Genomic DNA, 13,007 nt, shown 5'->3' with positions numbered 1-13,007 from the left:
GTCGAGTGCTGACGTACAAAGACTTGCCTAAGGTATGCCGTTCAGAGTGGGTTCCAATCTCTACCAAACCTCAACTTGGGATCGCTCAAAGCCCGATTCCTCGCCTCCTTCCGAAATTCCAATCGACGCCATCCTTGAATCGGGCAACGCCCGTGACAAGGCCGCCTAGTTGCTTGTCGAGCGATGGCGCCCATGGCACGAGCTTGAAACCGAGCCCATCGTCGATCATCGCGAAGCGGCCGGAGGCGAGCGAGAAGCGCTGCCGGTAGATGCCAGCTATTTGGTCGCCTTCCGAAGCCTTCGTGAACGGCAGGCCGATCTTGGCAGCGAGCTGAGCGCCGAAGGCGTCCACCTCACGGTCGCGTAGCGTGTCGATCAGATTGCGACCGAAGACGATGCGTTGATCTTCGCGCCGTGCGAGGCCCTGCTCAATAAGGTGATCGGCGCGATCCGTTAGCGCCTGCTTCACTTCCCTGCCGAAGCCGCCCTCCCCAACTTCGAAGGGTGCACGGGCGACAAGCTGACGGTCGAGCCAGGTCGCGCCATGGCCGTGGATTTGTTCTTCAATCGAGGGGTCGGAGCGGACGGCGAGTGCAACGCGGCCGCGGCCCTTCGCATCCTCGTAGCGACGAAGCTCGACGATCGAGCCCTGGGCGGAATCGCCGGTAGCGTCTAGATCTTGAAACCGGATGTGATGGGCACGACCGTCTATACCGTCCACGATGGCATAAGCCGAGCCCTGTAGCTCATCGTCGAGGCCCCGCTCCAACAGCCGACCGATGATAGGTTTGTCGATCTGCTCGGCCGCAAGGACATAATCGGCTGTGCCTTTGTGGATGCCATGGCCGGTTAGGCTGCGATGCATGCGCTTGATGATGTCACCGCGCTCGCCAAGCGCGCGCAAGGTGGGTTCGGCTTCATCCGCCATGATCCATTGGCCCGGGCCGACCTCGCTGCCGAGGCCGAGGCTTTCAAGCCTGCGGAGCCGCCCTACCTTGAGCGTCAGAAATTCGTCCGGCTGGCTATCGGGGTGAAGTGCGAGATCGATAATGCCATGGCGATCTGCGTCGCGAACGAGCTGACGGTCGAGTTGCGTCCAGCGCTCGGTGTCGATCTGCTGCTCGATGGTCCGACGGATGTCGTGGTCGGTGCGTAGCCCGAGTGTCTGGGTGAGGATGTCACTTGCGCGGTCGCGCATGCCTTGGCGGATGTAGTCGCGTGAGATGACAAGGTTCTCGCCATCGTCGGAAACGCCGCGCACAAGAATATGAACGTGCGGATGTTCGGTGTTCCAATGGTCAACGCCGATCCAATCGAGCTTCGTGCCGAGATCGCGCTCCATGTCTATCATCAGGTCTCGGGCAAAGCCTTTGAGGTCGCCCAACTCGTGGGCGTCGTCGGGCGATACGATGAAACGGAAATGGTGCCGGTCGTCCTTGCACTGATCTGCAAAGACGTCGTGATCGGCCTCGTCACTGTCCGGCCCGAACATTTTTGCTTTCTCGCCGTCACGAGTCACGCCTTCGCGACGGAGATATTTGAGATGCGCGGCGAGCGGCACCGATCCCCTGAACTGTCGGACGACGCGAGCCTTGATGACGGTGCCGCGCGAGCGGCCGGTGATAAGGCGATTGGCCCGGATGCTCGCCGATCTGCCTCGGCCGAACGTCGAGGCGCGCGGCGAGATGATCCTACCCTTGCGCGAGATGCGGCCGCCGGCTCGTTGTGCGGCCACAAGCGCCTGAACGATGAAAGGGCGTGCGCGCTGGCCCGCGCGAGAGCGGATGCGACCAGGCCGGACACGTAAATCATCATCCCTGCTCATGGCCCATTTGGCACGAGGTGTGATTTCTATTGAAAAGATTGCCAAAATTGCGAGTGCGCACATCGCCAATTGGGCAGCCACATTGCAAAGCCAGACGAAAACCATAAGAAAAACAAACAACCGACCGAGCCGCACATCGCGGCCCTTTATCCTGCCATCCCTCTTCGTCCTCTCTCACGGCCAACCCTCCCGCCGCAATTTCCACGACGGAACAGGCCGGAATGCGATTGACCAGGAATGCAACGATCATTGTGGAGTCGCGGCGAAGGTCTGCACAAACGCACTACGAATAGCGGAGTTCAGAACTGATGCGCCTTCACTGCGCGAGCCGTCCGGTTGCGGTACGAGCGCCGTAAGATCGGTGACCCCTTTGTCCACCGGTGCTCGCACGCTGGGTGAACGGATCGCCGTGAAGACGGTCTCTACGGGAAGATTAGTCTCGCGCTCACCCTGCGGCGCCGAGCTATTCCGTGTATTCGCGACGTGCGCGAAAATCGCCGCTTCGAGTGCGCTCGCCCTGCCCGCTCCTTGACGTGCGCGCATCGGAATGGGAACCGAACCATTGATCAGGGGCGCCAGTTTCCTGACGTAGTCGATCGTCTCGCGCGGCAGCGGCCGGCCAGTTGCAAGATGCTCTTCGTATCGCCCAGGACCGACATTGTAAGCAGCGAGGAAGCCGTTGCGGCCGAAGCGGTCGAGCATCTCGCGCAGATACGCTGCACCTGCAAAAATGTTGTCGCGTGGCTGATAAGGATCGTCACCGAAGCGGTATTTGGCGCGCAGATCGTCCCATGTCGCCGGCATGATCTGCATCAAGCCCATTGCGCCTTTTCTCGACACCGCATGAACATCACCAACGCTCTCGACATGCATGACGGCGCCAAGTAGTCGCTCGGGAATGGCAAAGTGTTTGGCCGCCTCCCGGATATGCGACGACCAGGGATCAGCGGACGAGATGGTACTGCTGAAGTGCGCCGGCCGCTCACGATGCGCGGAAGGCTCGGCACAGACAATGGACGCCGTAAGGGCGAGCATGACGCTTGCAGACAGCGCTGCAATGCCTCGGCAGATAAAAGCACCTGCACCACGATCCCGACGCGCCTGCAGCCTGCCACCGTGCTCGCTTCCGTCGAGGGCAAGGCTTCGCCGGCCGGACTTGCATGCCGCAAACTGCGGCGCCATGGACGTCCTGAACGACGGGCAAGCGTCCGGCCGCCCTTGACCTTCGCTGCGCGCGGTGGCCGCCTGACAGGCGATCGGGTCGGAGGGTTTGACCGGCGCCCAATCGTTCAAAGGGTTTGGCTCAGAATGGCCGCTGAGGCGAAATCGGAGCATCCGATCAGCCTCGTTCGTCGCGCTTCGCCTGCCGGCTCCAGTGCAATGCCCAGATACTTTTCTCGGCATCGGACTGGAACAGATTGGCGCGGATCGGCTGCGTGAAGGATGGGTCATCGATGGAGACGGAGAGATAGGCGCCAGCTTTCTCGCCGGTGCGATCCCATGCCGCGCCGACCTCCATGCCTTCGCAGAATACACGATGATCTGGCGCGTTTTCGACGTCCGATTTCTCGGCAGGCAGGATGGCGAGTTTCGCGTCGAGCGTCAGCGTAGAGACGTTGCCGAAGAAGCCGTCATCGTTGCGGGTGAAGGTGCCGATCTGGGCCATTGTGTTGCTCCTTTCATGAGCGTTGACGAGGGTTTGATGTGAGCCGTCACGGCTCGCGGGAAACTTGTTCGACGGAGCTGTCCGTGCCGGGAGAAGTGCGGTCGGTGATCCAGACCGGGACCGCGCGGCCGATGATCGAATTGAGCGGGAGTGGGCCGAAATACCTGCCGTCGAAACTGTCGACCGAGTTCCAGTTCATGAGGAAGACTTCACGAGCGGCAATGATGCGGCAGCCCTGCCAGCCGGGCAACGGCCGGCCACGACTGTCACGATCGAGCGCGCGTCCAAAGGCCACGCCATGGACGATGATGTAGCCGCCTCGCCGGCACACCATCGTGCCTCCGAGTGCCAACACATGCTTCAGCAGCGGCACACCGTTCGGCAGGTATTCGCGTTGGGCAAGCAAATCCGCCAGTGGCTTAGGTGGCACGACAACGGCGATATCGGAAACGCCGATCCTGTCGATCGGCTCGACGCGGTAGAGCCCGACCGGGACGCTGGCGGACGCGTTCCAGATCAACTGCGGTCGATGGTCGATCCATGCCGGCGCGGCGACGAGGACAGCGCCGCCGAACATAGCGACGATGATCGTTGCGCGCATGCTCATGGCTCAACTCGGCGGCGGAGGAGCCATGCCTCATGGCGCTGGCGTGTGTAGGGCCTGGGCGCCTCGCGCGCAGCAAACCGGCTGTGAGCATGCCGCCAGTAGTCCGGCGATACATCAATGGGATCGATGCCGACCGCTTCGATCGCGTCGATGATCTTCAGCACCTTCTCGACATTCGGCCATCCGATCGCCGTGAGCAGGATGTCGGCACCAGGCCGCACATAGGCAACGGTCGAGCAGCGACCGCCGATGTCGACCGCACGCAGGATATCAATGCGGGAAGCGACAGTGCCGAAGTCGTTTGCGGTCCAGCGAACGAAGCCGAAGATGCTGCCTGGCGTAAAGGAGACGACACGACGGCTACCGTCGATGTTCCTGTTGGAAGCAACCTTGCCGAACCGGATGTAGTTCTCGATCCGCTTCTTCAGCCACACCAGCTCGACGTGGGTGAGATCGCTCATGCTGGCCCCCGTGACCTGAGGTCAGCAGTCAGCATGGCGAAACGAGCAGGGGAGAAATCAGCCGTGCTTCGGGAAGGAAAACGGGCGTCGATCGTTCTCGGCCTAGCCGAATGATCATGTCGCCGCTGCCGTCCACAGCCTCGCTGATCGGCGCTTTCCGTTAGAAAGAATCCGAAGGATTCACAGTTAGAAACGTTAGAGGAGCGGGTTCGGCAATCGCTGCAATGACTTATGCCCGATTCCGGTTCCTGATAGCACGGGAATCGGGTTCCCGATGGCACGGGAGTCGCGGTTCTTGATAGCACGGGCCTGTCCACAGTCATTTCACAGCCCTACTGGTGCGGCCACGTGGCGCGCACGGCGTTGCGCTGGCGCTCGCGAGTGGATCGGCTGGGTTGAGTTGGAAGTTCAGGCGTGACCGACCGTCGGGATCGACCGAGAGAGCCAGCCGGTAGCCCGGCAGTGGCTGGCGACGCACGATCTCGCGCAAGTCGAAGGTGAAGCGCTTGAAGGGCGACAGGCTGCCGGACTTCACGTGGAGATGGCTGAGATCAAAGCTCCAACCATAGGTCTGGCGGCCACCGTGCTTGCGAACGAGACGGTACAGCCAGCGCTCCAATCCACCCGTCAGGCTGAAATATTGGCGGTCGATCGTGAGAATAAGGGCATCGTCGAGAACTCCGGCATAAAACCAGTCCGGCAGGATGAGTTCTATCCCGAGCGGGCGCCCACTGCCGTCCATTCGCTCCTTCCATTCGTTGATCCAGGAGAAGCGATGTCGCCGCCGCTCGGACGACTGGCGGATCGAAGTGGCGACCGTCGTCGATTGCAGGCGGTCCAGCGCTGCCTTCAGTCTGTCGTAGCTATGGGCGGAGTCGCCACGCTCGATGAAGGCAAGGATCTCATACGGCGTGGCCGCCATCAGACGCGACGTGCGAAGGCCTTTGTCACGTGCATCGACAATCTGACTGGCTGCCCAGATCAGGATGTCGGCGTCCCAGATCGTCGCCATGCCATGTTCGATCGTCGCCTCGACGCGGATCGAAACCTCGCCCATGCGAAAGTCGATTGGTGTCACGCGGCGGGATTTGGCGAGTGAGAAAAACGGCCACGACATCAGGTCTTGCGCATCGCGTGGCGTGATCACGCTGGGGCGCGCGCGGAACAGATCAAGCTGCCCCTGATCGGTCGAGCGAAGCTGCATTTCTTTGCCCCGCAGAATCAGGAGGCGCGATGGCGCCGGCCGGCATAGGCTGGTGCGCGGGCGGCATGCGGCTTGGCAGGCGGAACAAAGGTCGCGTTGGCATCGCTGGTGGACGTGCGCGCACCAAGCTCGATCCAGGCGTGCAGATCGTCGATGTCATAGAGGACGCGACCGCCGACCTTTCGGTATTTTGGTCCGGTACCATAGGTCCGGTGCTTTTCCAGCGTGCGGGCGCAAAGGCCGACGATTGGCGCCGCCTCCTTCGTTCGCAGGTATTTTTGGGGCGCGTCCGCGGGACCCTTCGACATCGCTCGATCTCCATTCGGTTCTGCTGTCGTCCTGGCCTGCCGGGACGCGCGAAACGGACGATGGTCGAAATGAAAAAGACGAGGGAGGGCAAAGATTGGAGGATGTGTTTTTGCTACCCCGGCGAAGAAGGGCTTCAGTGGTCGGCTTTTCGGCTGCGGCTGTGTGGATAGAAGAGAAGGTCGCGGTAGCCGCCAGCCGCAAGACGATCCGCCCTTCGCAGGATCGCCCGAACCTTGTGCCGGAGATGATGATCGCGCCAGTCTCGAGGCGCGATCGACTCTCGCGACAAAAGCACCTCCGCGATCTCGCGGTAGGTGGCCCCTGCGCGACGGGCGTCATGAGCGCGCAGATTGAGGATGTGCCTCGTCTTGGTTTGCTTCGGCAGTGAGCCGTATGCAGGCGCCGGCGGCCGGCCGTTCAGCGCCCGCCAGAACTGCCGCGCTGCATCGAGCCGTGTCTCGAATGCCGCATCCAGTGGCAGGACGATGGCGTTGAATTCGGTCGCGCCGCTGCGGATGTCGGTGACGAGATTATTTGTTCCGGCCGATGCCGGCCAAAGAATATGAAGCTCGTCTGCTTGCCAAACGGCGGCGCTGCTGCCTCTCGAAAGTTGAACAGTCTGTTGCGAAGGGCTGACTGAGGACCGGATTTGCGTGGCTCGCAGCACGCGCGGCGAGGCCTGTTCCGTCCAGACGATGCTATCAGCTAGTGGAAGCCCGTCACCGGTGACTGTGAAATCGCGCGCCCCAACGAGCGATGAAGTCGGGCGGACCAACAGGTTCTGCAGAACCTGGGAGATTTGACGACAGCTGGCCGCACTCGGCGATGAAGTCGTCATTCCTGATCAGATACTCGGCAGCGAACTGTGCAGGCATGTAGCCTTGCATGTGCACATAGGCTTCCGAATCGGTCCAATCCCCTTGCAATGCGCCAAGTCCTCTCCCGATGCCCGCACCAGACCCCAAGGCCTTGCAATCAGCATCGAGGGCGATACGGACATTGGGTAGTCAGAGAGTCGGCAAACCGCTGTGCTGATTCAGCAAAGCGTGGTGAGGGGCAGGCTGAGCTCAGTGGGGCGCACCGCCCGCCAGGAGATATCGATAGCCGTTCGTCGTCATCCACCGGGCGCGTGCGAGATGCGTCTCCCACGATCTGAATGCGCGTTCCGGTTCCTGCTCAGGATCGATATGTAGAACGATCCGGGCCACCTCGCGCCAGTCCGCACCTTCAGCTGCCGCGTCGAGCAGGCGGATATAGGTGAGCAATCGCTCCTCATCATACGCGGTCAAGATCGAGGCGTCTGGCGCAACATCGGCAACATCGGGATCAAGCAGTGGTTTGAGCACGCGCGATTTCCATCGTTGAACGCATTTTGTCGAGAATACTCCGTGGTTGAATACTCGACAAGGCGTTGCACTCCCGTGCATGGAAATACGTGAGGTGTTTGCCCGCAATCTGAGGCGGCATCGGCAGGCGGCTGGGCTTTCACAAGAAGAGCTGGCCCACCGCGCCGAAGTCGATCGCACCTATATCAGCGCATTAGAACGCAGCGTCTACGGCGCGACGATCGACGTCGTTGACAAGCTGGCAAATGTTCTCGGGATTGAGGCTGCGGACCTTCTAAGGCGACCTCCGTTTCGCGACACAAAGTAGCGGAATTTTGGTCCCTTGTTGCCGCAACAGTATTGCCGTTCCGGCGATCCGCAGCCGTGCCCAGGTGACAGCGTTCGCTGACCCGAACTCGCTGATCGCTGGGAAATGTTGGCTTGATCGAGTTAGCGGGAGGATGGTCTTGCGCCTTGCCCTCTGACGAGTGGGACTAACAGGCGCCTTCCAACATCGACACCGGCTCCTCAATCCCCATCGATGTGTTAAATACAACTGCGATGAACGTCGTCCGTTCGTAAAAGCGAAGAAGCCAAAACGAGTGCAACTCACCCTCGTCAACGACCAAGTATTTGTAGTCCAGTATGTCCGGCTCGGCATGGGCAATGACCATAGCCTCCGCAAACTCTGTCGGGACTGCGTATTTAAGCACGTCGGCCCAAACCTTGTCGTTCTTCACGACGGCCAACAGCTGGTGATGGTGACAAAGCCCTCGAACGACTTTCCGTATCGTGCCTATCACCCTTGGATCGTTTCCAGGGTAGATCATATATCTGTCGCCCTCCAGTTCGAGGGCGGGCTTCATTAGCTTGAAGAGATCGAGTGCACGTCGTCGACCGTCGACTTTCTCAAAGCTTCGCCGTATTGGCCCCTCCCAAACTTCGCGGACACTCGGGTTCGCGTCACCGGACATCGCCACAACGTTGCGGAAATGCACATCGTCGTCCGAGGTGCCGTTGTTGCAATCGAAGCATGCTGCGATGGTAATCCGTTGGAATGTGCTGGTCGCGCCTTTGGACTCTGGATACAGGCCCTTTGGCACCACGTGTTCACGTGTCGTCAGACGAAACTTGCCGCACAAGGCGCAGTTATCCCACCGTTGTTTCTTTCCCACCGGAACAGTCCCATCTGAGATCAGCGAAAAGCAAAGCGGTCAGTCGCGTGTAATATACCCCTCCCTGAGTCGGTAAAAGGATGCCCTCATGCCAAAGAATGAGAAATCGTCTTCGAAAGTGTCAACGCTTGCAGCCAAGGTCTTGAGCGGCGCAAAGAAGCCCACCCTTGCCGAGAGCAAAAAGCTCGCCGGATCGGTGCTCACCCAGTCGCCGGACAAGCCAAAGGGCAAGAAATAGCAAACACGTTGCGCGGAACTCCTCAACGCGCATTCTCACTAATTTTCTCTTTGGGTGCAGGGATTGGGCGCCCCCTAATAAACCTGCTCATTGTTGCCATCAATGACAGCAGTAGCACCGCGAGCCGGGCGGAGCCCGGCGAGCGGCCCCCGTATCTCGGTACGGGCGCATACGTCAATCCGGGTTACTGGTCGATTGTTATTGCTATGCTATGACGGTTTCGTTGACACGGCGGACCTGATAGGCCGCGCGGCGAGACGTTCGCTGCGCGGCCTTTCGTTTGATCATGCCGCCCGTTCCAACAAGGCCTTCGCCCTGCCTTCGAGTTCCAATCGGCTATCCTGATGCGCCTTGGTGCGGGCATGCGCGGTCATGCCCTGTACGAAATCGAAGATGCTTTCCGGCGGGCGGCCCTCCTCCTGCAAAACTGCCTCGATGATCCTGCCCGTTTCGCTCTTGGAAAACCCGCGCTTGCGCAGGAAGGCTTCACGGTCCTCGTCGGTGCGAGCCACGATCTTCTCACGCGCGGCCTTGATGCCGGCGATGAACGGCGCCGGGCTTGAGTTCGCGAAGCTCGTCAAGGCGGGCGTTGCCTCATGAGCAAAACGAAGTGCTGCAAACTTCGAATGCCGGATGCTGATTTCCTCGAAGCCCTCCACGCCCCACAGATTGCGGTTCATGCAAACGGCGCGGAGATAGAAACTCGCAATTCCCAGCGTCTTGCTGCCGACTTCCGAATTCCAGCAGTAGAAGCCGCGAAAATACAAATCCGGCTCTCCACTCGGAAGGCGTCCGGCTTCGATCGGATGCGTGTCATCCACCAGAAACAGGAACACGTCTCGGTCGCTGGCGTAAAGCGTCGTGGTGTCCTTGGTGATGTCCACGCATGGATTGTGGGTCATGGTCGCCCAGTCCAGAACGCCCGGCACCTTCCACATCGTGTTGCCGGTTCCGTTACCCGCAATCTTCATGACGGCAGCGACAAGCTCATGATCCCATATGCGACCATAGTCAGGACCGGTCACTGCGCGAAGCTCAAGGCGCCCGTCCTCCGTCTCGAGGGTCTTCATCAATTCAGCCCGATGGCTCAAAAGGCCGTGCTGCAAATTGATCCCTGCCATCGGTGCAGGGAGCTGGCGCATGTAGGTTGCCGGCGCGCCGACAAGGCTGCAAAGCTGGCCAAAACACCAATGCGTGGGAGCAATCGGTTGCTCTTGTCCGGGGATGACAATCGATAGCCGCTCTGCATTGTCGCGGGTAGCCTCCACGCGAACCGCACGGCTCTCGATAGTGCGGGCCGTGGCACGGTCGGCTCGCTGCTTTACAGCGTCGTAAAGTTCAGTAAGGCTCAAAAAGCGCTCGTCATCGGGACGCGAAAACCATTCCGAGGAAACCCGCCCGATCCGCTCGCCGCGCGAGATGTCCACGCGGAAGCCGCTGGAAATCGCCTGCTGTTGGCTGTTGCTCTCGCTGTTGATAATGGTGCTCATGTTCATTGTGCTCACTCCTTTTCCGTCAATGCCGAAGGCATGTCCCCCGGCATGCCTTCCGGGGGCGCGTGAGCGCGCGGGAGTGATGGGGGCCAATGCCGGCGCGCGGAGCCGGGTTGCAAGGTCGAGCGCAGCGGATGGAAATTGATGGCCACTTTTGCTGCAGTCGACCGCTTTGCGAGCCTGCGACCCTGCTCTGCACAGGCGGCATTGGCGGGGAAGCGAGGGGAAGTTCCTCGCTTCCATCGGGTCGAAAAGGGGATCCGCAGTCGATCGGGACGATGAAAGCGAAGCTTACTCTTACAGTTTTGTGCACGAGATTTGGCTTTTACAGAGAAACGTACTATTTGCCTCGGTGGCGGGACGGGGAAATCAATCGTCGCTCTATTCGTCCGACACAATAAGAGGAAGTTACATGACCACTGCTCTCCAACAAGACGGCCAACTGGGTGCCGTGTCGATAGCGGCCGACATTGTCGCCGCCTATGTGTCGAACAATCCATTGCCAGTCGGCGAGTTGCCGAAGTTGATCGGCGACATCCATGCCGCTCTGAAAGGCATCGGCACGCCGGCGGTAGAACCTGTGATCAAGCAGGAGCCGGCAGTATCGGTCAGGAAGTCGGTGACGCCGGACTTCATTATCTGCCTAGAAGACGGAAAGAAATTCAAATCGCTCAAGCGGCATCTTCAGCATTTTAACCTCACCCCCGACGAATACCGGCAGAAATGGAACCTGCCGGCCGATTACCCGATGGTGGCGCCGAACTACGCGGCCACCCGCTCGGCTCTGGCGAAATCAATAGGGCTCGGGCGCAAGGCGACGACGCCTACACCAGCCGCGGCAGAGAAGCCAAAGCGAGCGGCTCGCGCCGCAGCGGCGACAACCACCTCGACAGCGGTTAAGTCGCCGGTAAAGAAAGCAAGGAAGGCAGCCGCCAAGGCCTAGCATGCTGCACCTGGCAACGGTGCCATGGTGTGGCGAACCTGAACACGGAGAAGCCCCGCCTTGCGGCGAGGCTTCTTTTTGTGGCCGGATCACTCGGCGGCGCGGCGGGACCAGATGAGCGAGAAATCGCCCTCGGTGTCGGTCTCGACCAGGCTCGCGTAGATCGGAGCGGGGAAGCTTGGATCATCGAGCTTGACGGAGTGGTAGTCGCGGCCCTCGCGCGAGGTTTTCTTCCATGCCGCCCCGAATTCGGTGGCGCCGGCGAAGATCCGGAAGTCCGGACCCTTTTCGTTGTCGCCGTCGGCCGGGGAGAACGTTACCGTCTTGACGTTAAGGTTGAGGGTCTTGACCGAGCCGGAGAAGCCGTTCGCGGTGCGGGAGAAAGTGCCGATCGTAGCCATTGTGGTGGTTCCTTCTGTTTTCTCGGGCCGCGCCCATCGCGGCCTCGATGGTGGTCGTGAGACCGGAGACGATCGGTCCGCACCCCGAAGGGGCTGAAACGAAGTGGAAGACGGCGACGCGAGGCTTTCTTGGATCGCGAGGAATGGACGCGCAGCGGACAGGGGAAGAAAACGCAGCGCCGTCGTTGCGGGAAGACGATCGAGACTGAGCACAGCGAAGGCGGTCTTCGGTCAGACCCAATCCATTCGAGGACGCCGTGGCGTGGCTTGGAAAGAATACGCGGAAGGAACGCCACAGTGGCAAAGATCAGTCACGGCCATTGTCGCTTGCGCCGCTGCGCATCTCTATTTCGGTCAAAGACGCTTCCTCCCGCGCCAGGGCGGTGTTGGTCCTACTCCAACCGGTGAAGAAGGGACGTCCGATTTCCCTAATCTTTGGGCTGAATCGTCATCGCGTTCGGGGCGGCTTACAAAGGCGACCAATTGATTGCTGAGGGCAGCGGCTTCCAAGCCGCCAAGGAGCGCGACGATTTCCTGTCTCACGTCGATTCGGTGCAAGTCTGATTTGAGATCGAAGGCGAGGATAGCCGCGTCACACCTGATCCTCCACCGCATGGCCGAATGTTCCCGCTGCGGTCACGCCTCACGCACGGTGAGGCATTGCTGGGAAAGTGTCGCCTCCACACCGGGCGTCTGATCCCGAGGTGATGCGCTGCGTGACTTTCGCGATAAGAGTGGTGGAAATTCCCGGTTTGAGCGTTGGTTTGCACCGGATTCCCTTCCTTGACGCGATGACAGTGTGGAATTGCCTGTGCCATAAGGCCAATCGTTGAACCAACTCAGAAGGGATGGAAACGATGGCTGTAAACACGATCGATATTGCCGAACGCCTTGCAGACGCGCACGGCCTGTCGAAAACCCAAGCGAAATCCGTGGTCGAGGATGTGTTGAAGGGCATTGCGGAAGCCACTGCCAAGGGCGAGGAAATCAGCCTCAATGGCTTCGGCAAGTTCAAGGTACAGAACAAACCAGCACGTGATGGCCGCAATCCGTCGACTGGCGCCACGATCAAGATCGCCGCATCTAAGAAGATCATCTTCCAGCCGGCAAAGGCTCTCAAGGACTCGGTGAACGGCTGATCATTTAATGACGATACATCTCGTCTGATGATAACACGCTGTCCTGTTGGGCGATGGTGTCTCATGGCAAGATCATCAGCTTCTCATTGCTGCCGTCTTAGGTCGAGGTCCCCCGGGGCCCCCCCAAGGCGGGCGCGCCAAAAGAAAAACAAAAAAAAAAGCGCACACCCCCCGCCGCCCCCCCGGGGCCCGGCTAGGGCGGGGGGATGGTAGGGTTTTCG

The 13,007-nt window shown here is 60.3% G+C and carries 17 protein-coding genes; 4 read left to right on the top strand and 13 right to left on the bottom strand.

The window, feature by feature from the left end; all coding sequences use genetic code 11:
* Positions 1 to 85 precede the first annotated feature (85 nt).
* From NKI20_RS07225 to NKI20_RS07180, 10 genes are all read right to left on the bottom strand, one after another.
* On the bottom strand, positions 86 to 1,825 hold the full coding sequence (locus NKI20_RS07225; protein ID WP_352829434.1) for a relaxase/mobilization nuclease domain-containing protein: 1,740 nt from the start codon (positions 1,823 to 1,825) through the stop codon (positions 86 to 88).
* A gap of 246 nt (positions 1,826 to 2,071) precedes the next feature.
* Positions 2,072 to 3,160: a lytic transglycosylase domain-containing protein gene (locus tag NKI20_RS07220; RefSeq protein WP_352829432.1), complete on the bottom strand. Its 1,089-nt coding sequence runs from the start codon at positions 3,158 to 3,160 to the stop codon at positions 2,072 to 2,074.
* Positions 3,161 to 3,164: 4 nt separating this feature from the next.
* On the bottom strand, positions 3,165 to 3,491 hold the full coding sequence (locus NKI20_RS07215; RefSeq protein ID WP_352829430.1) for a DUF736 domain-containing protein: 327 nt from the start codon (positions 3,489 to 3,491) through the stop codon (positions 3,165 to 3,167).
* Positions 3,492 to 3,537: 46 nt separating this feature from the next.
* Entirely contained in the window at positions 3,538 to 4,098 is a 561-nt protein-coding gene (locus NKI20_RS07210) for a S26 family signal peptidase (RefSeq protein ID WP_352829429.1), read from the bottom strand.
* Positions 4,095 to 4,559, bottom strand: coding sequence for a DUF2840 domain-containing protein (locus tag NKI20_RS07205; RefSeq protein WP_352829428.1), 465 nt, complete (start codon positions 4,557 to 4,559; stop codon positions 4,095 to 4,097). The genes NKI20_RS07210 and NKI20_RS07205 overlap by 4 nt, the downstream gene beginning before the upstream one ends.
* A gap of 319 nt (positions 4,560 to 4,878) precedes the next feature.
* Positions 4,879 to 5,763, bottom strand: a complete 885-nt coding sequence (locus NKI20_RS07200; RefSeq protein ID WP_352829426.1) for a replication initiator protein A — start codon at positions 5,761 to 5,763, stop codon at positions 4,879 to 4,881.
* Between the two features lie 17 nt (positions 5,764 to 5,780).
* Positions 5,781 to 6,071, bottom strand: coding sequence for a helix-turn-helix transcriptional regulator (locus NKI20_RS07195; protein ID WP_352829424.1), 291 nt, complete (start codon positions 6,069 to 6,071; stop codon positions 5,781 to 5,783).
* Between the two features lie 134 nt (positions 6,072 to 6,205).
* Positions 6,206 to 6,847 (bottom strand): DUF2285 domain-containing protein, encoded by a 642-nt coding sequence (locus tag NKI20_RS07190; protein ID WP_352829423.1) that lies wholly within the window; start codon positions 6,845 to 6,847, stop codon positions 6,206 to 6,208.
* Positions 6,792 to 6,947: a transcriptional regulator domain-containing protein gene (locus NKI20_RS07185; RefSeq protein ID WP_352829601.1), complete on the bottom strand. Its 156-nt coding sequence runs from the start codon at positions 6,945 to 6,947 to the stop codon at positions 6,792 to 6,794. The genes NKI20_RS07190 and NKI20_RS07185 overlap by 56 nt, the downstream gene beginning before the upstream one ends.
* A gap of 192 nt (positions 6,948 to 7,139) precedes the next feature.
* Entirely contained in the window at positions 7,140 to 7,418 is a 279-nt protein-coding gene (locus tag NKI20_RS07180) for a DNA -binding domain-containing protein (protein WP_352829421.1), read from the bottom strand.
* 79 nt (positions 7,419 to 7,497) lie between these two features.
* Here NKI20_RS07180 and NKI20_RS07175 point away from each other — a divergent pair, with 79 nt between their 5' ends.
* Positions 7,498 to 7,725, top strand: coding sequence for a helix-turn-helix domain-containing protein (locus NKI20_RS07175; RefSeq protein ID WP_352829419.1), 228 nt, complete (start codon positions 7,498 to 7,500; stop codon positions 7,723 to 7,725).
* Between the two features lie 166 nt (positions 7,726 to 7,891).
* Here NKI20_RS07175 and NKI20_RS07170 read toward each other — a convergent pair whose 3' ends face one another.
* On the bottom strand, positions 7,892 to 8,572 hold the full coding sequence (locus NKI20_RS07170) for a hypothetical protein (protein ID WP_352829417.1): 681 nt from the start codon (positions 8,570 to 8,572) through the stop codon (positions 7,892 to 7,894).
* Positions 8,573 to 8,660: 88 nt separating this feature from the next.
* On the opposite strand from NKI20_RS07170, the gene NKI20_RS07165 reads away from it, so the two are divergent.
* Complete coding sequence (locus NKI20_RS07165) at positions 8,661 to 8,810, top strand: hypothetical protein (protein ID WP_352829416.1); 150 nt, start codon at positions 8,661 to 8,663, stop codon at positions 8,808 to 8,810.
* 284 nt (positions 8,811 to 9,094) lie between these two features.
* On the opposite strand, the gene NKI20_RS07160 is transcribed toward NKI20_RS07165, so the two are convergent.
* A complete protein-coding gene (locus NKI20_RS07160) occupies positions 9,095 to 10,300 on the bottom strand; it encodes a DUF932 domain-containing protein (RefSeq protein ID WP_352829599.1) in 1,206 nt (401 codons plus the stop codon).
* A 415-nt stretch (positions 10,301 to 10,715) separates the two neighbouring features.
* Here NKI20_RS07160 and NKI20_RS07155 point away from each other — a divergent pair, with 415 nt between their 5' ends.
* The gene (locus NKI20_RS07155) at positions 10,716 to 11,246 is read left to right on the top strand and encodes a Ros/MucR family transcriptional regulator (RefSeq protein WP_352829414.1); all 531 of its coding nucleotides are present in this window, start codon (positions 10,716 to 10,718) and stop codon (positions 11,244 to 11,246) included.
* A gap of 89 nt (positions 11,247 to 11,335) precedes the next feature.
* Here NKI20_RS07155 and NKI20_RS07150 read toward each other — a convergent pair whose 3' ends face one another.
* Positions 11,336 to 11,647, bottom strand: coding sequence for a DUF736 domain-containing protein (locus NKI20_RS07150; RefSeq protein WP_095088921.1), 312 nt, complete (start codon positions 11,645 to 11,647; stop codon positions 11,336 to 11,338).
* An 857-nt stretch (positions 11,648 to 12,504) separates the two neighbouring features.
* On the opposite strand from NKI20_RS07150, the gene NKI20_RS07145 reads away from it, so the two are divergent.
* Positions 12,505 to 12,786, top strand: a complete 282-nt coding sequence (locus NKI20_RS07145) for an HU family DNA-binding protein (RefSeq protein WP_352829411.1) — start codon at positions 12,505 to 12,507, stop codon at positions 12,784 to 12,786.
* The last annotated feature ends 221 nt before the right edge of the window (positions 12,787 to 13,007 follow it).

This window comes from Mesorhizobium sp. M0830, from assembly GCF_040319965.1.
GTDB lineage: Bacteria > Pseudomonadota > Alphaproteobacteria > Rhizobiales > Rhizobiaceae > Mesorhizobium.
Note: the sequence above shows the minus strand (reverse complement) of the source record. Positions and strands in the feature narration are given on the sequence as shown.

Bases quoted from the DNA above. Each gene is read 5' to 3' on its own strand.
- NKI20_RS07145 (WP_352829411.1), top strand. From the start codon at position 12,505: ATGGCTGTAAACACGATCGATATTGCCGAACGCCTTGCAGACGCGCAC.
- NKI20_RS07165 (WP_352829416.1), top strand. From the start codon at position 8,661: ATGCCAAAGAATGAGAAATCGTCTTCGAAAGTGTCAACGCTTGCAGCC.
- NKI20_RS07150 (WP_095088921.1), bottom strand. From the start codon at position 11,647: ATGGCTACGATCGGCACTTTCTCCCGCACCGCGAACGGCTTCTCCGGC.
- NKI20_RS07220 (WP_352829432.1), bottom strand. From the start codon at position 3,160: ATGCTCCGATTTCGCCTCAGCGGCCATTCTGAGCCAAACCCTTTGAAC.
- NKI20_RS07175 (WP_352829419.1), top strand. From the start codon at position 7,498: ATGGAAATACGTGAGGTGTTTGCCCGCAATCTGAGGCGGCATCGGCAG.
- NKI20_RS07215 (WP_352829430.1), bottom strand. From the start codon at position 3,491: ATGGCCCAGATCGGCACCTTCACCCGCAACGATGACGGCTTCTTCGGC.
- NKI20_RS07225 (WP_352829434.1), bottom strand. From the start codon at position 1,825: ATGAGCAGGGATGATGATTTACGTGTCCGGCCTGGTCGCATCCGCTCT.
- NKI20_RS07205 (WP_352829428.1), bottom strand. From the start codon at position 4,559: ATGAGCGATCTCACCCACGTCGAGCTGGTGTGGCTGAAGAAGCGGATC.
- NKI20_RS07210 (WP_352829429.1), bottom strand. From the start codon at position 4,098: ATGAGCATGCGCGCAACGATCATCGTCGCTATGTTCGGCGGCGCTGTC.
- NKI20_RS07185 (WP_352829601.1), bottom strand. From the start codon at position 6,947: ATGCCTGCACAGTTCGCTGCCGAGTATCTGATCAGGAATGACGACTTC.
- NKI20_RS07155 (WP_352829414.1), top strand. From the start codon at position 10,716: ATGACCACTGCTCTCCAACAAGACGGCCAACTGGGTGCCGTGTCGATA.
- NKI20_RS07195 (WP_352829424.1), bottom strand. From the start codon at position 6,071: ATGTCGAAGGGTCCCGCGGACGCGCCCCAAAAATACCTGCGAACGAAG.
- NKI20_RS07160 (WP_352829599.1), bottom strand. From the start codon at position 10,300: ATGAGCACCATTATCAACAGCGAGAGCAACAGCCAACAGCAGGCGATT.
- NKI20_RS07200 (WP_352829426.1), bottom strand. From the start codon at position 5,763: ATGCAGCTTCGCTCGACCGATCAGGGGCAGCTTGATCTGTTCCGCGCG.